The organism is Streptomyces sp. T12, from assembly GCF_028736035.1.
Taxonomy (GTDB): Bacteria; Actinomycetota; Actinomycetes; order Streptomycetales; family Streptomycetaceae; genus Streptomyces.
In genome coordinates, this window is the sequence record NZ_CP117866.1 from 8,219,162 (window position 1) to 8,244,797 (window position 25,636).

The window sequence follows — 25,636 nt, forward strand, 5'->3', positions numbered from 1 at the left end:
GGAAATGCTCACCGTATAGAAATGCTGATGGTCGTATAGACTTCCAGGGTCCCTGTACTCGTATCTCTGGAGCGCCCCCATGGCGACTGTCCCGACCGCCCTCGCCGGCCGCCACTTCCTCAAGGAGCTCGACTTCACCGAGCAGGAGTTCCGCGGGCTGATCGAGCTGGCCGCCGAGCTGAAGGCCGCCAAGAAGGCCGGGACCGAGACGCAGTACCTGCGGGGCAGGAACATCGCGCTGATCTTCGCGAAGACCTCGACGCGCACGCGCTGCGCGTTCGAGGTCGCGGCCGCCGACCAGGGTGCCTCGACGACGTACCTCGACCCGTCCGGCTCACAGATCGGCCACAAGGAGTCCGTGAAGGACACCGCGCGCGTGCTCGGGCGGATGTACGACGGGATCGAGTACCGCGGGGACAGTCAGGCGAAGGTGGAGGAGCTGGCCGCGTACGCCGGCGTGCCCGTCTACAACGGCCTGACCGACGACTGGCACCCCACCCAGATGCTGGCCGACGTGCTGACGATGACGGAGCACAGCAGCAAGCCGCTCAAGGAGATCACCTTCGCCTACCTGGGCGACGCCCGCTTCAACATGGGCAACTCCTACCTGATCACCGGCGCCCTGCTCGGCATGGACGTACGGATCGTGGCGCCCAAGGAGTACTGGCCCGGTGACGAGGTCGTGGCCCGCGCCCGCAAGCTGGCGGAGGACAGCGGCGCCGCCATCACGCTCACCGAGGACGTCACCGAGGGCGTCCGCGGCGCCGACTTCGTCGCCACCGACGTCTGGGTCTCCATGGGTGAGCCCAAGGAGGTCTGGGACGAGCGGATCACGGCGCTCGCTCCGTACGCCGTGACCATGGACGTGCTGCGCGCCACCGGGAACCCGGACGTCAAGTTCCTGCACTGCCTGCCGGCCTTCCACGACCTCGGTACGCAGGTCGGCCGGGAGATCTTCGAGAGCCATGGCCTGGACTCTCTCGAGGTGACCGACGAGGTCTTCGAGTCGGCGCACTCGGTGGTCTTCGACGAGGCGGAGAACCGGATGCACACGATCAAGGCGGTTCTGGTGGCGACGCTGGGTTGAGTGGGGAGTCGCCCCGTAGGGGTGCGGGTTACGTCGGGCGGCGTTGAGCGGGGACGACCGGCAGTCTGAACCACACCGCCTTGCCGGAATCGGTGGGGCGGTGGCCGCAGGACGAGCTCAGGGCGCGGATCAGCAGCAGGCCGCGGCCGTGCTCCTGCCAGGGGTCGGGCTCGCCGGCGGCGGGCCGGGTCAGGTTGCCGGGCGGTGCCGGGTCCGGGTCGTGCACCTCGACCTGGCAGCCGGACGGCAGCAGCTCCACCACCAGCTCTATCGGGCCGTTCCCCGCGGTGTGCTCCACGGCGTTCGCGACCAGCTCCGCCGTGAGCAGCTCCGCGGTGTCGCTGTCGGCGGAATGCTCCAGCTCGGCCAGCGCCGTACGGACCAGTGCGCGTGCGACGGGCACGGCCGCGACGGTGTGCGGCAGTGCGATGCGCCAGGAGGCGGAGGCTGCGGGGCGATCTTGCAAGGTGGGTCCGTTCATGAGCAGGCTGTCCTGCTTTCAACCTTATGAATGGTACGGCGCCACCCGGCAGAGGCATCCGAAGGGCACCGTTCGGAACCTTCGGCCCCGACTGCTGGGCGGCTTACCCGGGTGAACGGCCGGCCTCGCACGGCTGATCCCGCCGTTACGGGGGTGTCGCCGAGCCGTGACGGATGTGACGGGGTCAGGTCACATCCAGGGCCGGCCATGGCCGCATCCGACGGGTCCGGCGACGGTCGCACCCGAACGGGCTATTGCGTGACCGTGACGACAGTCAAAGTTGAGTGATAGCTTCGAAGGGCAGAGCTCAAGGGGTAGAGCTCCGTGAGGCAGTGCCCGCCGTCCGCCCGAGGAGGCCGCACGTCATGAGTCCCTTCACCGGCTCCGCCGCCCGCACCTCCGACTGGAAGCATCTGCGGGTCGAGCACGCCGACGGGGTCGCCACCGTCACCCTCGCCCGCCCCGAGAAACTCAACGCGCTCACCTTCGGCGCCTACGCCGACCTGCGCGATCTGCTCGCCGAGCTGTCCCGGGAGCGGGCGGTACGGGCCCTGGTGCTGGCCGGCGAGGGGCGCGGGTTCTGCTCCGGCGGCGACGTCGACGAGATCATCGGTGCGACCCTGTCCATGGACACCGCTCAGCTCCTCGACTTCAACCGGATGACCGGGCAGGTCGTGCGGGCCGTACGGGAGTGCCCGTTCCCGGTGATCGCGGCGGTGCACGGGGTGGCCGCCGGGGCCGGAGCGGTGCTGGCACTCGCCGCCGACTTCCGGGTCGCCGACCCCACCGCCCGGTTCGCCTTCCTCTTCACCCGGGTGGGCCTGTCGGGCGGCGACATGGGTGCGGCCTATCTGCTGCCGAGGGTCGTCGGCCTCGGTCACGCGACCCGTCTGCTCATGCTGGGCGAACCGGTACGGGCACCGGAGGCCGAGCGGATCGGCCTGATCAGCGAGCTCACCGACGAGGGGCGGGTCGACGAGGCCGCCCAGGCCCTCGCTCGCCGCCTGGCCGACGGCCCGGCACTGGCGTACGCCCAGACCAAGGCCCTGCTCACGGCCGAGCTGGACATGCCGCTGGCGGCAGCGGTGGAGATGGACGCCTCGACGCAGGCCCTGCTGATGAACGGCGAGGACTACGCGGAGTTCCACGCGGCCTTCACGGAGAAGCGCCCGCCGAAGTGGCGGGGGAGGTAGGGATGCTCTCGACCGACGGGACTGCACCCACTTCAGGGGCGCGGGGAACTGCGCGACCAGCCACATCGGACCCGCACCCGCCGACGGCGACAAGCCACCCCCTACGAGTCGCAATCATCGGCGGCGGCCCCGGCGGCCTCTACGCCGCAGCCCTGCTCAAACGCCTCGACCCATCCCGCGAAGTCACCGTCTGGGAACGCAACGCCCCCGACGACACCTTCGGCTTCGGTGTCGTCCTCTCCGACGAGACCCTCGGCGGCATCGAACACGCCGACCCCGTGGTCTACGCGGCCCTGCAGAAGCACTTCACGCGCTGGGACGACATCGACATCGTCCACCGCAACACCCGCCACACCTCCGGAGGACACGGCTTCGCGGCCCTGGGCAGAAAACGCCTCCTGGAAATCCTTCACCAGCGCTGCCGCGACCTCGGCGTAGAGCTCCGCTTCCGCTCCGAGGCCCCGTACCCGGCCTGGCTCGCGGAAACCTACGACCTGGTCATCGCCGCAGACGGTGTGCACAGCACCACCCGCGAGGCCTACACCCATGTGTTCCGCCCCCATGTGGCCACCCACCACTGCCGCTACATCTGGCTGGCCGCGGACTTCGCCTTCGACGCCTTCCGTTTCGAGATCGCCGAGACCGAGCACGGCGTGATGCAACTGCACGGCTACCCGTACGCGGCCGACGCCTCCACCGTCATCGTCGAGATGCGGGAAGAGGTCTGGCAGGCGGCCGGGTTCGCGGAACTCGACGAGCAGGAGTCCGTCGAGCGCTGCGCCAAGATCTTCGCGGAAGCGCTCCGCGGACGGCCCCTGAAGTCCAACAAGTCGGCCTGGACCACCTTCCGCACCGTCGTCAACGAGCGCTGGTCGCACGACAACATCGTCCTGCTCGGCGACGCCGCCCACACCGCCCACTTCTCCATCGGCTCCGGCACCAAGCTCGCCGTCGAGGACGCCCTCGCGCTCGCCGCCTGCCTGGAGGAACAGCCGGACATCGCAAGCGCGTTGAGCGCGTACGAGGAGGAGCGCAAGCCCGTCGTCGCCTCCACGCAGCGTGCCGCCCGCGCCAGCCTGGAGTGGTTCGAGAACCTGGGCCTCTACCTCGACCAGCAGCCCCGCCAGTTCGCCTTCAACCTCCTCACCCGCAGCCGCCGCGTCACCCACGACAACCTGCGCCTGCGCGACGCCCACTTCACCGAAGCCGTGGAGCGCGACTTCGGCTGCCCACCCGGCACGCCCCCGATGTTCACGCCGTTCCGGCTGCGCGGCCTGACCCTGCGCAACCGGGTCGTCGTGTCCCCGATGGACATGTACTCGGCCACGGACGGCGTCCCCGGCGACTTCCACCTGGTCCACCTCGGCGCCCGCGCCCTCGGCGGCGCCGGCCTGGTGATGACCGAGATGGTGTGCGTCAGCCCGGAGGGACGCATCACCCCCGGCTGCGCCGGCCTCTACACCGGCAGACAGGGGGAGGCCTGGCGGAGGATCGTCCAGTTCGTGCACACACAGGCACCCGGTACCGCGATCGGCGTGCAGCTCGGCCACAGCGGGCGCAAGGGCTCGACCAAGCTGATGTGGGAGGGCATCGACGAGCCCCTGGAGGACGGCAACTGGCCCCTCGTGGCCCCGTCCCCGATCCCCTACAAGCCGTACAGCCAGACCCCGCGCGAGCTGACCCGCGCCCAACTCACCGACATTCGCGAGCAGTTCACGGCAGCCGCCTGGCGCGCGGCCCGGGCCGGGTTCGATCTCCTCGAACTGCACTGCGCGCACGGCTACCTGCTCTCCGGCTTCCTCTCCCCGCTGACCAACCGGCGTACGGACGCCTACGGCGGCTCCCTCGACCGGCGGCTCCGCTTCCCGCTGGAGGTCTTCGACGCCGTACGGGGCGTGTGGCCCGAGGAACGGCCCATGACCGTCCGTATCTCCGCCACCGACTGGGCCGAGGGCGGGACGACGGCCGAGGACGCCGTCGAGATCGCCCGGGCCTTTGCCGCGCACGGCGCCGACGCGGTCGACGTGTCGACCGGGCAGGTCGTGGCCGACGAGCAGCCGGAGTACGGGCGGTCGTACCAGACGCCGTACGCGGACCGGATCCGCCACGCCACCGGCCTCCCGGTGATCGCCGTCGGCGCGATCTCCTCCTGGGACGACGTCAACTCCCTGATCCTGGCGGGCCGTACGGACCTGTGCGCCCTCGCCCGCCCCCACCTCTACGACCCGCACTGGACGCTGCACGCCGCGGCCGAGCAGGGCTACCAGGGGCCGGGCGTCGGCTGGCCGGCCCCGTACCGGGCGGGCAGCCGCCGCCCGCAGACGGGACGCACGGACGCCCCCAAGCCCCGTCTGACGCTCGGGACTTGAGGGCGTACGCCCTATGTGTAGAGCGCACATCCTGCTTGCAAGGGGGGCGTGCTACAGCTCCACCATCCCCGCGGTCAGCGTCGCACCGTCCGCGGGGTCGATCAGTAGGAGCGCGCCGGTGCGCCGGGAGACCGCGTAGTCGTCGAGCGCGAGTGGCTCGGCGGTGCGCAGGGTGACCCGCCCGAGGTCGTTCGCGGTCAGGCCGGCCGCGCCCGCCAGGTCCTTGACGATCGCCTTCACCGTCCGCGTCGTGTGCCTGACCAGTACGCGGTCACCGGCCTTCAGCGGCCGGTCGGCCAAATGGCAGACCGCCGCCCGTACCTCCTGCGTGAGCGCCGGGGCGTCGACACCCGCGGTGATCAGGTCGCCGCGCGCGACGTCCCGCTGGTCGGCGAGACGCACGCTGATCGACTGCGGTGCGTACGCCACGTCGACGTCCCTGCCGAGCACGTCGATGCCGGTGATCTCGGACGTCTCGCCGGACGGATGAACGGTCACGCGGTCACCGACCCGCAGCGCTCCCGAAGCCAACTGACCGGCGTAGTACCGGATTTCGCCGTGCCGGATGACGTACTGGACGGGGAAGCGGACGGGGGCGTCGGCCGGGTCGGTGCCGACCGGGACGTTCTCCAGGAACTCCAGGAGCGCCGGGCCGCCGTACCAGTCCATGGAGGCCGAGCGCACCACGACGTTGTCGCCGGCGAGCGCCGACACCGGGATCGGCGTGCAGCCGGGCAGGCCCAACTCGGCCGCGTGGCCCGCGAAGTCCTCGACGATACGGTCGAACGCCTGCTCCTCGTACCCGACCAGGTCCATCTTGTTGACGGCGAGGACCACATGGGGAACCCGGAGCAGGGCGGCCACGGCGGCGTGCCGACGGGTCTGCTCGACGACGCCGTTGCGGGCATCGACCAGGATGATCGCCAGCTCGGCGGTGGAGGCGCCGGTGACCATGTTGCGGGTGTACTGCACATGGCCCGGCGTGTCGGCCAGGATGAACCGGCGTCGCGGCGTCGCGAAGTAGCGGTACGCCACATCGATCGTGATCCCCTGCTCCCGCTCGGCACGCAGTCCGTCCGTCAGCAGCGCGAGGTCGGGGGCGTCCTGACCACGGTTGCGGGAGGCGAGTTCCACGGCCTCCAGCTGGTCGGCGAGGACCGACTTGGAGTCGTGCAGCAGTCGTCCGACGAGCGTGGACTTGCCGTCGTCGACGGAGCCCGCGGTGGCGAACCGAAGCGTGTCAACGGTCATGTCTAGAAGTACCCTTCGCGCTTGCGGTCTTCCATCGCGGCCTCGGACATCTTGTCGTCGGCGCGGGTGGCGCCGCGCTCGGTGAGCCGGGAGGCGGCGATCTCGGCGATCACCTTCGCGATGGTGTCGGCGTCGGAGTCCACCGCGCCGGTGCAGGACATGTCGCCGACGGTGCGATAGCGGACCTGGCGTTTCTCGACGGCCTCGTGCTCGCGAGGCCCGCCCCAGTCACCCGCCGTCAGCCACATGCCGTTGCGCTGGAACACCTCGCGCTGATGGGCGTAGTAGATGTTCGGCAGCTCTATGTGCTCACGGGCTATGTACTGCCAGACGTCCAGCTCGGTCCAGTTGGACAGCGGGAACACGCGGACGTGCTCGCCGGGCGCGTGGCGGCCGTTGTAGAGGTTCCACAGCTCGGGCCGCTGCCGGCGCGGATCCCACTGCGAGAACTCGTCCCGCAGGCTGAACACCCGCTCCTTCGCCCGCGCCTTCTCCTCGTCCCGGCGCCCGCCGCCGAAGACCGCGTCGAACTTCTCGCTCTGGATCTTCTCGGTCAGCGGCAGCGTCTGCAGCGGGTTGCGGGTCCCGTCGGGACGGTCGCGCAGCACACCACGGTCGATGTAGTCCTGTACGGAGGCCACATGGAGCCGCAGACCATGTGCGGCGACCACACGGTCCCGATAGCCGAGGACCTCGGGGAAGTTGTGGCCCGTGTCCACATGCAGCAGAGAGAACGGCACCGGCGCGGGCGTGAAGGCCTTCAGCGCCAGGTGAAGCATGACGATGGAGTCCTTGCCCCCGGAGAAGAGGATCACCGGACGCTCGAACTCGCCGGCGACCTCGCGGAAGATGTGGACGGCCTCGGACTCCAGCGCATCCAGGTGCGAGAGGCTGAACCCGGTCACACCAGCCCCCGCTCCGCGAGCACCGCGTACACGGCGTCCGCCGACTCCTGCGGGGTCTGGTCCTGGGTCGTGAGGACCAGCGCCGGGTCGGCCGGCGGCTCGTACGGGTCGTCGACACCCGTCAGCCCGGACAGCTGCCCCGCTGCCTGCCGGGCGTACAGCCCTTTCACGTCCCGCTCGCCGCACACTTCGACCGGCGTGGCGACATGCACCTCGACGTAGGGCGTGGCGCTCGCCTCGTGCCGTTTGCGCACCGCCTCGCGGCTGTCCGCGTAGGGCGCGATCACGGGGACCACGGACAGTACGCCGTTGCGCGCGAGCACCTCGGAGACCAGGCCGATGCGCTGCACATTGGTGTTCCGGTCCTCCCGCGAGAAGCCGAGGCCGGCGGAGAGGAAGCGGCGTATCTCGTCGCCGTCGAGGACCTCCACGCGATGTCCCTCCGCCTTCAGCCGGTCACCGAGCAGGCGGGCGATGGTCGTCTTGCCCGCGCTCGGCAGCCCGGTGAGCCAGACGGTGGCTCCCTGAGCCTTCGGGCCTCCCTTTCGGGGCGTGGTGGTCATGCGCAACAGTCCTCATCTCTTACCCGGCGACGACCCGATGGACGCTAGGTAAGAAACTTGAGAAGAGGTGCAGAGGAGCCTGAGGGTTCCGTTAGTGGCGCATGGTGTGCCTGAGGTCACAGGCCGGCGTACGTGGCCCCTGCGTCCCGCAGGCGCTCGTGCAGTCCCCGGAAGACGGCCGCCGAGCGGGCGCCCGGCCAGTCCTCGGGCAGCAGCCGGGCGGGCAGGCCGGGGTCGGTGTAGGGGAGGTGGCGCCAGGAGTCCAGGGCGAGGAGGTAGTCGCGGTAGGCCTCCTCGGGCGGGGTGTCCTGCCGGCGCTCCCAGTCGTGCAGCACGCGCGCGTGGCGGTCGAGGAACGCCTCGTGCTCCTTGGCGATCGCGGCCAGGTCCCACCAGCGGGCGACGGCCTCGGCGGTCGGCGCGAAGCCGAGGTGCTCGCCGCGGAAGAAGTCGACGTACCCCTCCAGGCGCAGCCGCTGCAGGGTGTGCCGGGCCTCCTCGTAGAGCCGCGCCGGCGCGAGCCACACCCCCGGAGCCGCCGTCCCGAAGCCGAGCCCGGCCAGCCGGGAGCGCAGTACGTGCCGCTTCTGCCGCTCCGACTCCGGCACCGAGAACACCGCGAGCACCCAGCCCTCGTCCTCGGGCGGGGCGGTGGTGTAGATGCGCCGGTCGCCGTCGTCCAGCAACTGGCGGGCGTCCGGCGACAGTTCGTACCCGGCCGCGCCCTGGGTGGTACGGGCCGGCAGCAGCAGCCCGCGCCGCTTCAGCCGCGACACCGAGGAACGTACGGACGGGGCGTCCACGCCGACCGCGGCGAGCAGTCTGATCAGCTCGGCGACCGGCACCGGGCCGGGCATATGGCGGCCGTAGGCGCCGTAGAGCGTGACGATGAGAGACCGTGGTGCATGCTGGTCGGACACGTTGATCATCTTAGGTCGTACGGATCACTGCTGGTCACCCTGCGGGTCACCAGCCGCGCGCAGTCGAAAACGCTGGAGCTTGCCGGTCGCGGTGCGCGGCAGTGCGTCCAGGAAGACGATCTCGCGCGGACACTTGTACGGCGCCAGCTCGCCCTTGACGAATGTGCGCAGCGCCTCCGTGTCCCGGCGCGCACCGTCCCTGAGCACCGCGTATGCCACCACGACCTGGCCGCGTGCCTCGTCCGGCCGCCCCACCACCGCCGTCTCCAGCACGTCCGGGTGGCGCAGCAGGGCCTCCTCGACCTCCGGGCCCGCGATGTTGTAGCCGGCCGAGATGATCATGTCGTCCGCGCGGGCGACATAGCGGAAGTAGCCGTCACTCTCCCGGACGTAGGTGTCGCCGGTGATGTTCCAGCCGTGGCGCACGTACTCGCGCTGCCGGGGGTCGGTGAGATAGCGGCAGCCGACCGGCCCGCGCACGGCGAGCAGCCCGGGCTCCCCGTCGGGCACTTCCTGCCCGTCCTCGTCGACCACGCGCGCGTGCCACCCCGGTACCGGCACCCCGGTCGTCCCGGGCCTGATGTGCTCGTCGGCCGCCGAGATGAAGATGTGCAGCAGCTCGGTGGCGCCGATGCCGTTGATGATGCGCAGGCCGGTCCGCTCGTGCCAGGCCTGCCAGGTGGCGGCGGGCAGGTTCTCGCCCGCCGAGACGCAGCGGCGCAGTGAGGAGATGTCGTGCGAGTCGAGCTCGTCGAGCATCGCGCGGTAGGCCGTCGGCGCGGTGAACAGCACGGACACCCGGTGTTCGGCGATCGCGGGCAAGAGCTGCTTGGGACCGGCCTGTTCGAGGAGCAGGGCGCTGGCGCCGACCCGCAGCGGGAAGATGACGAGTCCGCCGAGGCCGAAGGTGAAGCCGAGCGGGGGACTGCCGGCGAAGACATCGCCCACATGGGGGCGCAGCACATGTTCCGCGAAGGTGTCCGCTATGGCGAGCACATCCCGGTGGAAGTGCATACAGCCCTTGGGTCGTCCGGTGGTGCCGGAGGTGAAGGCGATGAGCGCGACGTCGTCGGCCGCTGTGTCGGCGGCCGGATACGGCGCGTCGGGCGCCGGGCGGCGCAGCAGGTCGTCAGGGGCGTCACCGCCGTACGTCGCGATCCGCAGCCCCGGTATCTCCGCCTTGGCGAGGTCGTCGACGGCCCGGATGTCGCACAGCGCGTGCCGCACCTGGGCGATCTCGCAGATGGTCCGCAGCTCGTGCGGCCGCTGCTGGGCCAGGACGGTGACGGCGACCGCGCCGGCTTTGAGCACCGCCAGCCAGCAGGCGGCCAGCCAGGGTGTGGTCGGGCCGCGCAGCAGCACCCGGTTGCCCGGGACGATGCCGAGGTCGCCGGTGAGCAGATGCGCGAGCCGGTCGACGCGGGCGCGCAGTGTGCCGTACGTCCATGTGGCGCCGGACGGGGTGTGGAACACGGGCCGCTCGTCGTCAGGGCCGTCGAGCAACTCGGCGGCTGCGTTGAGCCGATCGGAGTAGCGCAGCATCGGAAGGTCGAAGCGGAGCTCGGGCCACTGGTCGGGCGGTGGCAGGTGCTCGCGGGCGAAGGTGTCGACGTGGGCGGAGCGGTGCAGACCGGCCATGGCGGTTCGCCCCCTTGCCGTATAGGGCTGCCTTGTGGGCGTCGTGGTGGGCTCGCACAGGGAGCGTATCGTGTCGGTGACGACAGTCAATGGTGCGCGATATCGTCGAGGAGGTCCGTCGAGGAGGTCCGTCGAGAGCGTCCGTCGCGGACGGCTCCGCAGGGAGGTCGGCAATGCCTGCATTCTCACTCGATCCACCGCAAACCGCATGGTGTGCCGAACTGCGCGGCCTGGCCGCCGAACGGCTGCGCCCGCTCGCGGAGAAGGGCGAACCCGGGCACGTCAACCGCATGCTGGTCGCCGAACTCGGCCAACTGGGGCTGCTGGCACGGCTGTTCACCTCGGGAGCCGTCGACCTGTGCCTGATGCGGGAGTCCCTCGCGTACGCCTGCACGGAGGCGGAAACGGCCCTCGCCCTGCAGGGCCTGGGCGCCCATCCGGTCCATGCCCACGGCACCGCGGCCCAACGGGAGCGCTGGCTGCCCCGGGTGGCCGAGGGCAGCGCGGTGGCGGCCTTCGCGCTGAGCGAGCCGGGGGCGGGATCGGACGCGGCGGCGCTGGAGCTGCGAGCGGAACGGGAGGCCTCGCGGCTTGGAGGGCCGGAACCGGAGGGAGGACCGGAAGGGCCGGGGGCGTCGCCGGTCGCCTCACTTGACGCCGAGCCCGACGGTCCCGCCCGCTGGCGGCTCACCGGCGAGAAGTGCTGGATCTCCAACGCCCCCGAGGCCGACTTCTACACCGTCTTCGCCCGCACCACCCCCGGCGCCGGCGCCCGTGGCGTCACCGCCTTCCTGGTCCCCGCCGACCGTCCCGGCCTCACCGGAGCGGGCCTCGACATGGTGTCCCCGCACCCCATCGGCAGCCTCACCTTCGACGCCGTCCCCGTCACCGCCGACGACATGCTCGGCGAGGCCGACCGAGGCTTCCGGGTCGCGATGGGGACCCTGAACCTCTTCCGGCCCAGCGTCGGCGCCTTCGCCGTCGGCATGGCCCAGGCGGCCCTGGACGCGACCCTCGCCCACACCGCCCAACGGGACGCGTTCGGCGGCAAGTTGAAGGACCTTCAGGCGATCGCCCACCAGGTGGCCGAGATGGCCCTGCGCACAGAGGCCGCCCGTCTCATGGTGTACGCGGCGGCGACGGCGTACGACGAAGGCGCCCGGGATGTCCCCAAGCGCGCCGCGATGGCCAAGCTGCTCGCCACCGAGACCGCGCAGTACGTCGTCGACCAGGCCGTCCAACTGCACGGCGCCCGCGCCCTGCGCCGCGGTCACCTGCTCGAACACCTCTACCGTGAGGTACGGGCCCCGCGTATCTACGAGGGTGCCAGCGAGGTCCAACGCGGCATCATCGCCAAGGAGTTGTACGCGAACATGGAGGCCGGCCAGTGAGCACCGAGCGCGTCAACCCGCCCGACCTCTCCCCGCCCACCGGCTTCTCCCACGCGGTCGTCGCCACCGGCTCACGGGTCGTCTTCCTGGCCGGTCAGACCGCCCTCGACGCGGACGGCAAGGTGATGGGCGAGACCCTGCCCGAGCAGTTCGCGCGGGCCCTGGCCAATCTGCTGGCCGCGCTCGACGCCGCCGGCGGCAGCGCCGCCGACCTTGCGCGGGTCACCGTCTACGCCACGGACGTCGCCGCGTACCGCGCCCAGGTCGCCGAACTCGGCCGCATCTGGCGGCAGTTGGCGGGGCGGGACTATCCGGCGATGGCGGTTGTCGAGGTCGTGCGCCTCTGGGACGAAGAGGCGATGGTGGAGCTCGACGGCTTCGCCGTGCTGCCGTAGGGCTCGGCCCTGCTGCCGTCGGGCTTCGCCGTACCGCGGTGGTTCCTGCTCACGCGTCGCAGGTCTCGCGCACGCGGCCATGGCGAGGCGCTCGGCCGGCACCCGGTGCGGTGCGACGACGCGGCCGTCGGGCAGCGGCTCACCGCTGTCGTCGAACACGATCGCGCCGTTGCAGAGCAGGACTCGCCACCGAAGGGGTGACGGTCACGTCCAGGGGCGCACCCGCCAGGTACCAGTGGAAGGTCCCATTCCGATTATCCGGGAGGTCATCCCATGTCCCTGCGCCCCGCTCTCGCCACCGCCGCCGGAGCTGTCCTGCTCCTGCTGGTCGCCGCCCCGTCGGCCCCCGCCGACTCCGCGGCCGCCGCCGACCCCAAGGAGACCGTGACCATCGACGGCACGGGCCGTATCGCCGCGGACGGCACCGTCACCCTGTCCGGCACCTACCGCTGTGTCGACGCCTCGGGGCCCGCGTTCGTGAGTTCCACGATCGGCCAGCAGTCCTCGGGCGTGCGGCACGGCATCGGCGGCACCCTCGCCGTGTGCGACGGCAAGAAGCACAGCTGGCAGAACACGGGCAGGCCTCAGGCGGGCACGGCCTCGGCCCCCCTCGAGGCAGGCAAGGCGTACGTCGAGGCCACCATCGTCGAACTCCACCCCGTCGGCGGCCTGCCGCTGCCCCGCTTCCACGCCCTGCAGGACAAGCAGGACATCACCCTGACCAAGAGCTGAACCCCGCGGTCGGGCCGGGCCCTCGGGCCCGGCCCCACGCCGCCGACGGCGGCCGCGCAGCGCGCCCACGAGGTCGCCGCCCAGGCGGATACGGGGCTGGTGGGCATCCTCCCTCGCGTCGAACTGCGGATCACCGAGGTGGACACGGGAGCGGGGCAGGAGGCTGTCCCGCGAGCCGTCGGCCGCGATACATCACGAATGATCCTCGTGCAAGAGGTGAGAGGAACTGGCCACATCGGGGTCAGTTCGCGCCAGTGCGCCCTCCTGTCAGCCATTCGCACTTGTCTCAACCAATCGCCGAATGGCAGCCTGATGTCGGCCGGTCGGGCGAGTTCCGAAATCCGGTGCAATCAATCCAGTCGTCAATCAGCTCGACCAGGAGAACGACGCTTGAAAACGTACTCCGGTGGGGGGGACTGCCGGGGCAGTGATCCCGAACCAGATGGCGATCTGATTCGGCCAGGTTGGCTTAACGGGGGTAGTTCGCGGTGCGCGCACGGGTTTTTCGTCAGTCACGCTTACATGTCCGGGGCGGTATGCGTGGGCAGGTTGTCCAGCCATGCGCGAATCCGTTTTCCCTGGTAGGAGCGCGTCTCGCGCCTCAGACCTGACGCAGCGTTGCGTCTTTTTCCGCGTTGTGGCCGATTTCGATCACGCGCGTCTCAGACACTCGATGGCGAGCCGTCTGTCACTTGATGGTCATTTCGTGAATAGCCGACTTCGGTCGTGTATCCATGGCCACTTCACCCCGCTTCCTTTTCCGGGAAGAGCTTTTCGTGGGGGTGTCCAATACCGGAGTCACCCTCCTCTTGATTCCGTCCGCCCTGCTCAGGAGCTGAATTGCCCCAAGAACGCGGAGCACATGACTTACGCGCCATAACCGAGTTTTTACTTTCCCGCGTCGTTGAGCTGCTGGATGTGCCCAAGGACGCGTTGGACCGTTGGGCACCATTGCACCGATACGGACTGGACTCGTTGAAGTCGACGAGCCTTGTGGCCTCGTTGTCCGAATTCCTCGGCTGGCAGGTTCCGGTCACCTGGATGTGGCAGTACCCGACCGTCGACGAGCTGTCCCGGGCCCTCGTCGACGGTCCGCGTGCCGCGGAGGCCGGCCCGAGCACCGATCGCCGCGTGGTGTCGCGTGAGCCCATCGCGATCGTCGGCATCGGCTGCCGGTTCCCCGGGGGACCGGACCCGTCCTCGTTCTGGCAGATGCTGGTCGAGGGCGGCGACGCCGTCGGACCGGTACCGGCCGCGCGGCGGGAGCTCATCGGCGATTCAGCGCGCTGGGGCGGGTTCATCGACGGCATCGACCGGTTCGATCCGCTGTTCTTCGGCATCTCACCCCGGGAAGCCGTCCAGATGGACCCACAGCAGCGTCTGGTGCTGGAGCTCGCCTGGGAGGCACTCGAGGACGCGGGTGTCGCGCCCATGAGTCTCGTCGGCAGCGACACCGGCGTGTTCATGGCCTCCTGTTGGGGCGACTACGCCGCGTTGGCGCACTATCGCGGCCCCGACTCCCAGATCACCCCGCACACCGCGACCGGCATGCACGACGGCATCATCGCCAACCGCGTCTCCTACATCCTCGGCCTGCAAGGCCCGAGCATGGCCATCGACGCCGCCTGCGCGGGATCGCTGGTCTCGGTGCACCTGGGATGCCAGTCGATCTGGATGGGCGAGAGCGAGCTGGCGCTCGCCGGTGGCGTGAACCTGAGCTTCGTCTCCGACTACTACACCGCGATGGACGCGATGGGCGCGCTCGCCCCGGACGGCCGCTGCAAGACGTTCGACGCCCGCGCCGACGGCTACGTCCGCGGTGAGGGCGCCGGGGTCGTCGTACTCGCTCCGCTGAGCGTGGCGCTCGAGCGCGAACTGCCGGTGTACTGCCTGATCAAGGGCAGCTCGGCCAACAACGACGGTCTGAGCAACGGCATGACCGCGCCGAACCCCCAGGCGCAGGAGTCGATGCTCCGCACCGCCTACCGACGGGCCGGTATCGCACCGTCCCTCGTGGACTACATCGAGTGCCACGGCTCGGCCACGCCACTCGGCGACCCGATCGAGGTCAACGCCATCGGCGCGGTCCTGGGCGGTGACCGGGGGGAGCCGCTGCGGCTCGGCTCCGTCAAGTCCAACGTCGGGCATCTGGAGGCGGCCGCCGGCATCGTCGGCCTGGTCAAACTCGCCCTGTCGATCCGCAACGGCGTGCTGCCGCCGAGCCTGCACTACGTCACCCCGAACCCGCAGATCCTCTTCGACCTGTACAACCTCACGGTCCAGGACCGGCTGACGGCCTGGCCGCGCCGGTCCGACGCGCGCCGGGCGGGCGTCAGCTCGTTCGGCTTCGGCGGCGCGATCTGTCACGTCGCCGTCGAGGAGCTGGCGCGCCCCGAGGCCTCGGTCCTGCTGCTGGCCGAGGACTCCCGGGAGGCGCTGGCCGAGCGGGTCCTGGCGCTGCGTGACGAGAACGACCTGCGGGCGATCTGCGCGCGGCCACCCGGCGAGGGCAGGTTCCGGCTCGCGGCCGCCGCGCGCGACCTGACCGAACTCAGGGCGCAGCTGGACGCCTTCACCGCCGGCACGACGGTTCCCGGGCTGAGCGTCGGAGAGAAGACCGAACGCAAGCCGCGGGTGGCGTTCCTGTTCTCGGGCAACGGTTCGCAGTGGGTGGGCATGGGCAGGCAACTGCTCGCCGGTATGCCCGTGTTCCGGCGGTCCATGATGCGCTCCGACAAACGGATGCGGGACCTGCTGGGCTTCTCGCTCGTCGACCAGCTGCTGGCATCCGACGGCCGCATCGACGACATGGACGTCTTCCAGCCGCTGCTGTTCTGCATGCAGGTCGCCCTGGCCGACGCCTGGCGCTCGCTGGGGGTGGAGCCGGACGTCGTCCTCGGACAGAGCGTCGGTGAGTTCGCCGCCTCCCACATCGCCGGGGCGCTCGACTTCGACGACGCCGCCCGCCTGGCCGCCGGCCACGGTCGGCTCCTGCAGCAGCTGGCCGTCGGACGCGGCGACGGCATCGTGGTCACGACCGGTCCGGACGCCGTCAAGAAGCACCTGACCGGCCGGCTCACGGTGTCCGGCTACAACGGCCCGAACTCCACACTGGTCACCGGCACACCGCCGGAGATCGACGGCCTCGTCCAGCGGCTGACCGAAGAGGGCATCACGAGCCATCGGGTCCGGATGGGCCACGCGCCCCACTCGCCGCTGGTCGACCATGTCCTCGCCCCGCTGCGGGCCGAACTCGACGGCATCACGCCCCGGACCACCCGCGTCCCGATGATCTCCACGGTCACCGGCGAGCCGGTCGACGGCGCCGAGCTCGGGCCGGACTACTGGGCGAACAACCTGCGCCAGGAGATCCGGGTCACCGACGCCCTGACGACCCTGCGCGGTCACGACATCGACGCCGTGGTCGAGCTCAGCCCGCACCCCGTACTGCTCAAGTCCGTGGGGGAGGTCCTGACGGCGACCACCCTGCCCTCGCTCCGGCGCGGCACCGACGAGGCCTGGACCCTGCTGGGCTCGCTCGGCGCGCTGTACGCGGCCGGCCACCCCGTCACGGCTGCCCCGTTCCTCGCGGGTGACCGGGGACGACACGCCCCGCCGAGCCAGGGCGGCGGCGCGGCCGACGAGCAGGTGCATCTCGTACCCGTCACGGCGCAGTCGGCGGCCGCGCTGGCCGACACCTGCCGTGAGCTGTCCAACCATGTCGAACGCGACGCGGGCCTACGGGTGTCCGACCTCGCCTACACGCTCGCGACCCGGCGTACCCACCACAACCACCGGACAGCGCTGTTCGCCCGCAACCGGCGGGAAGTCCTGGACGGACTCGCTCGGGTCGCCGCCGGTCAGCAGCACCCCGATGTCGTCACGGGCACGGTCGCCGGCAACAGCGACCGGCGGGTGGCGCTGGTGTTCTCCGGCGGTGGAACGCAGTGGGTCGGCATGGGCCGGGAGCTCATGCGCGCGCACGCGGGCTTCCGCGAGTGGATGCACGCCTGCGACGCCGCCGTACGCGCGGCCGGCGGCTGTTCGGTGCTGGACCATCTCGCCGCCCCGGCCGACGAGGCCCGGTTCGAGGAGATGGACTTCCAGCAACCCGTTCTGTTCGCCTTGCAGGTCTCGCTGGCGAAGGTCTGGCTCGAACTCGGCATCCAGCCCAGCGCCGTCGTCGGGCACAGCCTGGGCGAGGCCGCCGCCGCGTGCGTCGCCGGCTCGCTGTCGCTGGAGGACGCCGCCCGCGTCGTGGTCGCCCGGTCGCACCTGCTCGAACGGCAAGCGGCACCCGGCGCCATGATCTCCGTCGACCTGCCAGAGCGGGAGCTGCTGCCGAGGATCGCCCCGTACGCCGAGCACCTAGCCATCGCCGTGGTGAACAGCCCCACCAGCGCGGCCGTCTCCGGCTCGCCCGACGCCGTACGCGCCCTGGAGGCCGACCTGAAGCGGGCCGGGATCTCGACCAGGAACATCCGGGTCGAACGGCCGGTGCACAGCCCCGGCATGGATCCGCTGATCCAGCCGCTGCGCGAACTCATCGACGGCATCACCCCGCTGACGAACACGATCGACTTCCACTCCACGGCACTGGCCGACACGGTGAACCCCGTCGCCGACGTCGACTACTGGGTGCACAACCTGCGCAACCAGGTCCGGTTCGCCGAGACGATCGGTGTCTTGGTCGAGGACGGCGTCGGCACCTTCATCGAGATCGGCCCGCACGAGACGTTGCGCGGCGCGGTCGAGGAGATCGCGCTGACCCGGGGTGCCCCCGTGCACGCGATCAACTCCCTGCGGCGAAACGAAAGTGACGTGCGCTGTCTGCTGGGGGCCGCCGCGTCGCTGTACGTCAGGGGCGTCCCGCTGACCTTCGACTCGCTGTTCGCCGACGACGTGGAGGTCGTCGAGACCCCGCTCGTGCAGTGGCAGAAGGACCGCTACTGGCTGGACACCGACACCAGGCCTCGCGTCGCGTCCGCGCCGGCACCGGTCGTCGAGACCGCGGCCGTGACCGCGGCTGTGACCGAGGCCTCGGCCGTAGCCGTGGCCGAGGAGAACAGGTCGGTGGAGGAGGTCGTCCTCGGCGAGATCTCCGACGCGGTGGGTGTGCCGCAGGAGAGGTTCCACGAAGGCTCCAGCCTGCGCGACTTCGGCCTCGACTCGATGCTGGCGATCCGCCTGGTCAACAGGTTGCAGTCGCTGTTCGGGCAGCGGGTGTCGCCGGTGGTGTTCCTCGACGGCCGCCCCATACCCGAGATCGTCGCCCACATCCTCGAGACCATCGGCCGGCCGACCGCGACCGCGGCGCTCGAACCGGCACCGACCGCGGCAGTCGAACCGGCACCGACCGTCCAGGAGAAGCCGGCACCGACGCCCGAGATCAAGCCGACCCGGACGTTCCTGGACGATCTGTCCGAGCTGGACGCCGAGGAACTGGTGGACGAACTGGCCGCCCGCGGGTTGCTGGAGCCCACCGACGCACCGGCGCACGACCAACTGCGCGCCGACGGTCTCGGTTTCGAACTGGCACCGGCGTCACACGGCCAGGCCGCCCTGTGGTTCATGCAGCAGGTCGCACCGGACGCCGTGCCCTACAACTTCATGGTGGCCGCCCGGATCCGGACCGCGGTCGACGAAGAGGCGCTCGACCGCGCCGTACGGATCGTGATGGAGCGGCATCCGGCGCTGCGCACGGTCTTCGTCGAGGCCGGCGGCAGCCCGCACCAGGTCATCCTGGACGAGGCGGTGTACGAGTTCCTCGTCGTGGACAGCACGGACCTGGACGACGAAGAAGCCCGCGAGGAACTGGCCGAGCACGGGCACCTGCCGCTGGACCTGGACGACGGGCCGCTGGTGCGCGTGGTGCTCATGACGCGTGGGCCGGCGGACCACTACCTGCTGGTGCTCGTGCACCACATCGCCTCGGACGCGGCGTCGGCCGACGTGATGATCCGCGAACTCCAGGAGTTCTACGAGGGCGCCGACCCCGCCGACAGCAAGCCGGTCGCCGCCTACACGGAGTTCGTCGAGTGGGAGCGGCAGTGGCTGGCGAGCCCGGCGGCCGACGCGGCACTGAGCTGGTGGTCGGGGGCCCTGGCCGACCCGCCCGCCCACCTCGACCTGTCCACCATGGAGCGACCTCCCGGCGTCACCTACGAGGGCCGCGACCTCACCTTCCGCTGGAGCGCCGAGGAGACCAGCCGGCTCAGGGAGTTCGCGGTGCGCGAAGGTGTGTCGATCAGCACCGTCGTGCTGGCCGGCTTCTTCGCCACGCTCAACCGCGCGGCCGACGTCGAGGACTCCGTACTGGCGACCGCCATCGCCCAACGCGGCGAGCCCGGCTGGGAGTCCGCCATCGGCTACTACCTGAACACGGTGCTGGTGCGCGCGAAACCCGCCGGGGACCGCAGTTTCCGAGAGCTGCTGCGCGAGGTGCACGCGTTCTCGCTCGGTCTGCTCGAGCACATGAACTACCCCCTCGACCTGCTGGCGTCCACCCTGAAACCGCCCAGGTCCGAGGGCCGCTCCCCATGGTTCGACGTCGTCGTGAACTGGCTGTCCTCGGACGCGTTCCCCCGCTCCGTCAAGCTCTTCCACGGCCTCGGCGACACCATCGCACCCGAGGGCGCCCTGCCGCTCGAACCGCTGCAGGTGCGCAGGCACCTCGCCAAGTTCGACCTGGAGATCTCGATGGCCGACATCTCCGGCGAGGTGGTCGGCCATGTCCAGTACAAACCCAGCTACCTGGAGAGGCAGACCGTGACGGCACTGCTCGCGCTCTACCGCACTGTGCTCTTCGACTCGATCGCCCACCCCGACCTGGCACTTGAGGACATCACGCCGAGCAGCCGTCCCGAGGAGAGGGACCAGTGACCGAAACCCTGCACGCCGCGTTCGTCGAGCAAGCGGTCAAGAACCCCGACGCGCCCGCGGTCCACTCCGACGCCGGCGTCCTGACCTACGGCGACCTGGACGAGAAGTCCCGCGCGCTGGCCGAACGGCTCGTCGCCGACGGCGCCGGCCCCGGTGTCCCCGTCGGCATCTGCGTCGAGCGCACACCCGACCTGATCGTCGGCATCCTGGCCGTCCTGCGCGCCGGCTCCTGCTACGTACCGCTGGATCCGCGCTATCCGGCCGAGCGGCTGAACTTCATGGTCCGGGACAGCGGGACCCGCCTGCTGCTGACCACCACCGCGTCCCGGGCCGGCTGCCCGGCCGGCCCGACCCTGGTCGTCCTGGGCGAGTCCGTGACGACCGAGCCCGGCGAGAAGCCCGTCCCCGTCGTGCCCGGCGACACCGCGTACGTGATCTACACATCGGGATCCACCGGTAAGCCGAAGGGCGTGGCCATCCGGCACAGCGGCTGCGTCACCATGCTGTCCGAGATGGACCGGGCCCTCGGCGACTGCGACCGCAGCGGTGTCTCCGCGGCCAGCTCGATCTGCTTCGACATGTCCGTGATGGAGATCTTCTCCGCGCTGTGCCGGGGCGGCGCCGTCGTGCTCGTGGAAAGCGCCGTCCACCTGCCGGAGAGCCCGCACGTCGACAAGATCACCCACCTGCACGCCATCCCGTCGGTGATGAACACCCTGCTCGACGCCGGCGGCCTGCCCCCGAACCTGCGCACGGTCGTGTTCGGCGGCGAGCCCCTGCGGCGCAAGCTGGTGGACCGGACGTACCAGGAGACCGCCGCCGACCGGGTCTTCAATGCCTACGGCCCCACCGAGGGCACCGTCTTCTGCACGTTCGGACCGGTGCCGAAGGACGGGACCGGCGAGCCCACGATCGGCTCGCCCTCGGTCAGCGCCCGGATCCACGTGCTCGACGAGAACCTGAAGCCGCAGCCGGACGGCGTGCCCGGCGAGCTGTACCTCGGCGGCGCCGGCCTCGCCCACGGCTACGTCAACCGGCCGCGCACCACCGCCGAACGGTTCGTGCCGGACCCGTTCCAGGACGGCGAACGCATGTACCGCACAGGCGACGTCGTCAAGTTCACCGACGACGGCCAATTGGAGTTCGTCGGCCGCACCGACCACCAGGTCAAGATGCGCGGCTACCGCGTCGAGCTGGAAGAGGTCGAGGCCCGGCTCACCGGCACCCCCGGAGTCCAGGAAGCCGCCGCCGCCGTACGCGACGACAGGCTCATCGCCTACGTCGTGCCCGAGGGCGACACCCGGGACGGCCTCTGGCTGGACGCCGGCCTCCAGGCCACCATCACCGGCAAGCTCGCCGCCGAGGTGCCCGACTTCATGGTGCCCCGGACGCTCGTGTTCCTGGCCGCGCTCCCGCTGGGGCCCGGCGGCAAGCTCGACCGCACCGCGCTGCCCGAGCCGCCGGCCGCCGCCCCGGAACGGGCCACGGAGACCGCCGGCACGCCGACCGAGGTGGCGCTGTCCGAGATCTGGGGCCAGTTGCTGAACCGTGAACCGTCGAGCATCGGGGTCCGGGACACCTTCTACGACCTCGGCGGCGACTCGCTGCTGCTCGTGCGGCTGGCCAGGATGATGACCCGGCGCTTCGGCCGCCGCGTCGGCGTGCCCGACCTGTTCCGTTTCCGCGACATCTCCTCCCTCGGCCGCTGGCTCGACGACGACAGCGGCGACGACTCCGAAATGGTTCAGTCGGCCCGCCGCCGCGCCACCGCCCGCCGCGCCGTGCTGCGCGGCCGCGCCACCTCCAGCGGCAGCTGAGCTGCCCCCAACCCCCCTCGAAGCAGGAGCCTTTGCATGTCCGACAGCCCTGAGCAGGACTACGACCCGGGCGATGTGGCCGTCATCGGCGCGTCGTGCCGGTTACCCGGCGCCCGCAACAAGGAGCAGTACTGGGACAACCTCGTGCACGGCAGGGAGTCCGTGACGCTCCTGAGCAAGGACGAGATCGAGGTCGACGAAACCCTGATCCACAACCCGTTCTACGTGGGGGCCGTCGGCCTGCTCGACGGCTACGACGAGTTCGACCCGTCGGTGTTCGGCATCACCGACCGGCTGGCGACCCTGATGACCCCGGAGCACCGGCTGTTTCTGGAGAGCGCGTGGGAGACCCTGGAGGACGGCGGCTACGACCCGGAGCGGATCAAGGGTGAGGTGGGCATCTACGGCGCCAACAACCCGCAGACCGCCGCGCGTTACATATCCCCGCCGGACTGGGCGTCGGTCGGCCCCGAGGTGATGGACCGCAGCCTGGCGTGGACGCCGGACACGATGACGTCCAACGCGCTGTACTACATGGGTCTGACCGGTGAGGCCCTCACCGTCACCGCCGTCTGCGCCGGCTTCCACTACTCGGTGCACCTGGCCTGCCAGTCGCTGCTGCTCGGCCAGACCGACATGGCGGTCGCCGGCAGCGTGCTGGTCCGTCTGCCGCACCGCCGTGGCTATCTGTGGGAGGAAGGCCGCATCCTCTCCCGGGACGGCCGCTGCCGCCCGTTCGACGCCAACGGCACCGGCACCGTCCTGGCCAGCGGTGTCGCCACGGTGCTGCTCAAGCCGCTGGCCCAGGCCGTCGCCGACCGCGACCACATCTACGGCGTGGTCAAGGGAACGGCCATCAACAACAACGGCGTCAATGTGATGGCCTACGGTCTGGCGCAACCCGAGCGGCTGAGCGCGTGCATCGCGGGCGCCATGGAGGTCGGTGGCGTCGCCCCGGACACCGTGTCCATGTACGAGGCCAACGGTTTCGGTCTGCCGATGACCGACGGGCTCGAGGTGACGGCGGCGACCATGGCGTTCGGCAAGCAGACCGGCACCTGTGCGATCGGCTCGGTCAAGGGCAACATCGGCCACGGCGGGGTGGTCGCCGGCGGCGCCGGTTCGATGAAGGCCCTGATGTCCCTGCACCACAAGACGCTGGCACCGACGATCAACCTGACGGAGGTCAATCCGGACCTCGACTTCCCCAGCACCCCGTTCGTACCGCAGCGAGAGCTCGCGGACTGGGAGCCGGAGAGCGGCATCCGCCGTGCGGGCGTCACCGCGATCGGCGGCGGTGGCTACAACGCGCACCTGGTGCTGGAGGAGGCGCCGACCGTCGCCGAGCGTGCCCCCGAAGCTATCGGCAGGCCGCGGCTGGCCACCCTGTCCGCCCTGGACGACGAGGCGCTGGCCCGTCAGCGCGCGCGGCTGAAGGACCGGCTGGTGACCGACCCCGACCTGCGCCTGGACGACATCTGCTTCAGCCTCAACGTGGGCCGCAAGGTGATGGCTCGCCGGTGGGCGGCCGTGGTCCGCAGCCGTCAGGAGCTGATCGACGCGCTGTCCGCCGACTCCACCCCCGCCACGGTCGCCGCGACCGGTGCCGCGCCCCGGGTGGGCCTGGACTCCTTCCGCCGCAACGACGACGGGATCGTGCCGTCCGGAGACGACGAGCAGGCGCTGCTCGATCTGGCTGCCGCCTGGGTGAACGGCCGGCAGGTGGACTTCGCCTCCCTGCACCTGGAGGAGACCAGCCACCGGGTGCCCCTGCCCACCTACCCGTTCCAGCCGCGCCGGTTCTGGCGTACGGACTGGTGACCGTGAGCACACCGGCACTGGACACCATGGACCTGGGCGACCCGAACACGTTCGCGGACCACGACCACGACCTCGACGAGTACTGGCGCACCCTGCGCGACACCGCCCCGGTGCACTGGAACCCGCCGGTCGACGGCCGCCGCGGATTCTGGGTGCTCACCCGCTACGACGACATCCTGGCCGCCTACCGGGACGACGTGAACTTCACGTCCGAGCGCGGCAACGTGCTCGTCACGCTGCTGGGCGGCGGTGACGCCGGCGCCGGCCGGATGCTGGCCGTCACCGACGGGCACCGGCACCACGAGCTGCGCAAGATCCTGCAGCGGGTGCTCTCGCCGAGGGTGCTCAGCGAGGTCGCCGCGGCGGTGCGGGTCAACACCCGGCAGCTGATCCGCGAGGCGGTCGAGACCGGCGGCTGCGACTTCGCCGAGCAGATCGCCAGCCGGATCCCGATGACCACGATCTCGAACCTGCTCGGCGTGCCCGAGCAGGACCGGGACTTCCTGCTCGCCCAGACCAAGACCGCGCTGTCGACCGAGGACGAGGACGTCGACGAGCTCGACTCCGAGATGGCCCGCAACGAGATCCTGATGTACTTCATGGACATCGTCGAGGAGCGCCGCGAGTCGCCCGGCGACGACGTGATCAGCATGCTGATCGGCAGCTCCATCGACGGTGTGCCGCTGTCCGACGAGGACATCGTGCTCAACTGCTACAGCCTGATCATCGGCGGCGACGAGACCAGCCGCCTGACGATGATCGACAGCGTCCACACGCTCGCGGCCCAGCCCGAGCAGTGGCGGCGGCTCAAGCACGGTGAGGTCGCGATCGACACCGCCGTCGACGAGATACTGCGCTGGGCGTCACCCACGATGCACTTCGGGCGCAGTGTCGTCCGCGAGACCGAACTGCACGGCGTACAGCTGCGGCCGGGCGAGATCGTCACGCTCTGGCACGCCTCCGGCAACCGTGACGAACGGATCTTCGACCGGCCCGGGGTGTTCGACCTGGGCCGTACCCCCAACAAGCACATGGCCTTCGGCTACGGCCCGCACTTCTGCGTCGGCTCGCACCTGGCCAAGGTGGAGATCGCCGAACTGCTCATGGCGTTGCGGGACTTCACCACCGGATTCGAGCAGACCGGTGAGGCGCTGCGTATCCGGTCCAACTTCCTGACCGGGTTCTCCACGCTGCCGGTGCGGTTCTGGCCCGACCACCGCGGACTGAAAGAGGTCGACTGATGAGCGGCAACCCCTTCGACGGCGGCGACGGCGACGACGGCGGCTGGCTGGTCGTCACGAACGCCGGCAGCCAGTACGCGCTGTGGCGGCCGCACCTGGACGTGCCGAAGGGCTGGCAGGTCGTCTACTCCGGCCCTGACCGTGACGGTGCCCTCGACTACGTCGAGCAGAACTTCACCGCGACGGCGGCAGCACCGACGACCTGACCACGGCGCACCGAACACACACCTGACCAGCGACCGCGGAGAGCGCGAGTGAACATCTACATTTCAGGACGAGGGGCATTCGCCGTACAGGTCGCGGAGGCCCTGCTGGACGAAGGGCACCGGCTCGTGGGCGTAGCAGCCCCCCGGTTGCGCAACGGGCATTCCGACGAGAGCAACGCGTTGTCCTGGGACCGGCTGCGCGCCTGGGCGTACCCCAGGGGAATCCAGTGGACCGACTCGGTCGAGCTGCGCGCGATGCATGTCCCCGACGGAGTGGACATCATCATCGCCGCGCATTCACACGCCTTCATCGGTCGCCGGACGCGTGCCAGGGCCGACGTCGCCGCCATCGGTTATCACCCCAGCCTGCTGCCGTTGCACCGCGGCCGGGACGCGATCCGATGGACGATCCGCGACGGTGACAAGGTGACGGGCGGGAGCGTCTACCACCTCACCGAGCGCACCGACGGCGGCCCGATCGCGGCCCAGGAGCACCTGTTCGTGCCCCCGGGCTCGACCGCGCAGAGCCTGTGGCGCGAGCACCTGGCCCCGCTCGGTGTGCGGTTGCTCCTGCGGGTGGTCGCCGACCTCGCCGAGGGCAGGCGGATCGAGGTCCCGCAGGAGGAGGAGATAGCGACCTGGGAGCCGGCGATGGGCGCGCCCCCCCTGTTCAAGCCCGAACTGATAGCGCTGCCCGGCACGGAGGCCGTCGACGGCAGCAGGTGGGCACTCCACGTGGGATGA

18 protein-coding genes and 1 pseudogene are annotated in these 25,636 nt (G+C 70.6%); 12 read left to right on the forward strand and 7 right to left on the reverse strand.

Annotation, left to right across the window (positions count from 1 at the left end):
- Positions 1-79: 79 nt before the first annotated feature.
- Positions 80-1,087: an ornithine carbamoyltransferase gene (argF, locus tag PBV52_RS36955; RefSeq protein WP_274244575.1), complete on the forward strand. Its 1,008-nt coding sequence runs from the start codon at positions 80-82 to the stop codon at positions 1,085-1,087.
- Between the two features lie 28 nt (positions 1,088-1,115).
- Here argF and PBV52_RS36960 read toward each other — a convergent pair whose 3' ends face one another.
- Positions 1,116-1,568 carry an ATP-binding protein gene (locus PBV52_RS36960; protein ID WP_274244577.1) on the reverse strand — a complete coding sequence of 151 codons (453 nt, stop codon included), beginning with the start codon at positions 1,566-1,568 and terminating at the stop codon, positions 1,116-1,118.
- 365 nt (positions 1,569-1,933) lie between these two features.
- Here PBV52_RS36960 and PBV52_RS36965 point away from each other — a divergent pair, with 365 nt between their 5' ends.
- Positions 1,934-2,761 carry an enoyl-CoA hydratase family protein gene (locus tag PBV52_RS36965; protein WP_274244579.1) on the forward strand — a complete coding sequence of 276 codons (828 nt, stop codon included), beginning with the start codon at positions 1,934-1,936 and terminating at the stop codon, positions 2,759-2,761.
- Between the two features lie 2 nt (positions 2,762-2,763).
- On the forward strand, positions 2,764-5,130 hold the full coding sequence (locus PBV52_RS36970; RefSeq protein WP_274244581.1) for a bifunctional salicylyl-CoA 5-hydroxylase/oxidoreductase: 2,367 nt from the start codon (positions 2,764-2,766) through the stop codon (positions 5,128-5,130).
- Positions 5,131-5,181: 51 nt separating this feature from the next.
- Here PBV52_RS36970 and PBV52_RS36975 read toward each other — a convergent pair whose 3' ends face one another.
- From PBV52_RS36975 to PBV52_RS36995, 5 genes are all read right to left on the reverse strand, one after another.
- Entirely contained in the window at positions 5,182-6,381 is a 1,200-nt protein-coding gene (locus PBV52_RS36975; protein WP_274244583.1) for a sulfate adenylyltransferase subunit 1, read from the reverse strand.
- A gap of 2 nt (positions 6,382-6,383) precedes the next feature.
- A complete protein-coding gene (gene cysD / locus PBV52_RS36980) occupies positions 6,384-7,286 on the reverse strand; it encodes a sulfate adenylyltransferase subunit CysD (protein ID WP_274244585.1) in 903 nt (300 codons plus the stop codon).
- Positions 7,283-7,849 (reverse strand): adenylyl-sulfate kinase, encoded by a 567-nt coding sequence (cysC, locus tag PBV52_RS36985; RefSeq protein ID WP_274244587.1) that lies wholly within the window; start codon positions 7,847-7,849, stop codon positions 7,283-7,285. The genes cysD and cysC overlap by 4 nt, the downstream gene beginning before the upstream one ends.
- A 116-nt stretch (positions 7,850-7,965) precedes the next feature.
- Complete coding sequence (locus PBV52_RS36990; protein ID WP_274244589.1) at positions 7,966-8,778, reverse strand: PaaX family transcriptional regulator C-terminal domain-containing protein; 813 nt, start codon at positions 8,776-8,778, stop codon at positions 7,966-7,968.
- A 15-nt stretch (positions 8,779-8,793) separates the two neighbouring features.
- Positions 8,794-10,407, reverse strand: coding sequence for an AMP-binding protein (locus PBV52_RS36995; protein WP_373921953.1), 1,614 nt, complete (start codon positions 10,405-10,407; stop codon positions 8,794-8,796).
- A 173-nt stretch (positions 10,408-10,580) separates the two neighbouring features.
- Here PBV52_RS36995 and PBV52_RS37000 point away from each other — a divergent pair, with 173 nt between their 5' ends.
- Together PBV52_RS37000 and PBV52_RS37005 are read left to right on the forward strand one after the other, a co-directional pair.
- The gene (locus tag PBV52_RS37000; protein ID WP_274244591.1) at positions 10,581-11,798 is read left to right on the forward strand and encodes an acyl-CoA dehydrogenase family protein; all 1,218 of its coding nucleotides are present in this window, start codon (positions 10,581-10,583) and stop codon (positions 11,796-11,798) included.
- Positions 11,795-12,193, forward strand: a complete 399-nt coding sequence (locus PBV52_RS37005; protein WP_274244593.1) for a RidA family protein — start codon at positions 11,795-11,797, stop codon at positions 12,191-12,193. Before PBV52_RS37000 ends, PBV52_RS37005 begins: the two co-directional genes overlap by 4 nt.
- A 72-nt stretch (positions 12,194-12,265) precedes the next feature.
- Here PBV52_RS37005 and PBV52_RS37010 read toward each other — a convergent pair.
- A pseudogene (locus PBV52_RS37010) lies at positions 12,266-12,373 on the reverse strand (DUF5999 family protein); the annotation flags it as partial.
- Between the two features lie 93 nt (positions 12,374-12,466).
- On the opposite strand from PBV52_RS37010, the gene PBV52_RS37015 reads away from it, so the two are divergent.
- The 7 genes from PBV52_RS37015 to PBV52_RS37045 all read left to right on the forward strand — a co-directional run bounded on the left by PBV52_RS37015 (position 12,467) and on the right by PBV52_RS37045 (position 25,636).
- Complete coding sequence (locus tag PBV52_RS37015; RefSeq protein ID WP_274244594.1) at positions 12,467-12,925, forward strand: DUF6299 family protein; 459 nt, start codon at positions 12,467-12,469, stop codon at positions 12,923-12,925.
- Between the two features lie 840 nt (positions 12,926-13,765).
- Entirely contained in the window at positions 13,766-19,807 is a 6,042-nt protein-coding gene (locus PBV52_RS37020; RefSeq protein ID WP_274244596.1) for a type I polyketide synthase, read from the forward strand.
- The gene (locus tag PBV52_RS37025) at positions 19,804-21,624 is read left to right on the forward strand and encodes a non-ribosomal peptide synthetase (RefSeq protein ID WP_274244598.1); all 1,821 of its coding nucleotides are present in this window, start codon (positions 19,804-19,806) and stop codon (positions 21,622-21,624) included. The genes PBV52_RS37020 and PBV52_RS37025 overlap by 4 nt, the downstream gene beginning before the upstream one ends.
- A 36-nt stretch (positions 21,625-21,660) precedes the next feature.
- Positions 21,661-23,445 (forward strand): type I polyketide synthase, encoded by a 1,785-nt coding sequence (locus PBV52_RS37030; RefSeq protein WP_274244600.1) that lies wholly within the window; start codon positions 21,661-21,663, stop codon positions 23,443-23,445.
- Positions 23,442-24,686 carry a cytochrome P450 gene (locus PBV52_RS37035; protein ID WP_274244602.1) on the forward strand — a complete coding sequence of 415 codons (1,245 nt, stop codon included), beginning with the start codon at positions 23,442-23,444 and terminating at the stop codon, positions 24,684-24,686. The genes PBV52_RS37030 and PBV52_RS37035 overlap by 4 nt, the downstream gene beginning before the upstream one ends.
- Positions 24,686-24,892 (forward strand): MbtH family NRPS accessory protein, encoded by a 207-nt coding sequence (locus PBV52_RS37040; protein ID WP_274244604.1) that lies wholly within the window; start codon positions 24,686-24,688, stop codon positions 24,890-24,892. Before PBV52_RS37035 ends, PBV52_RS37040 begins: the two co-directional genes overlap by 1 nt.
- A gap of 48 nt (positions 24,893-24,940) precedes the next feature.
- Positions 24,941-25,636 (forward strand): formyltransferase family protein, encoded by a 696-nt coding sequence (locus PBV52_RS37045; protein WP_274244606.1) that lies wholly within the window; start codon positions 24,941-24,943, stop codon positions 25,634-25,636.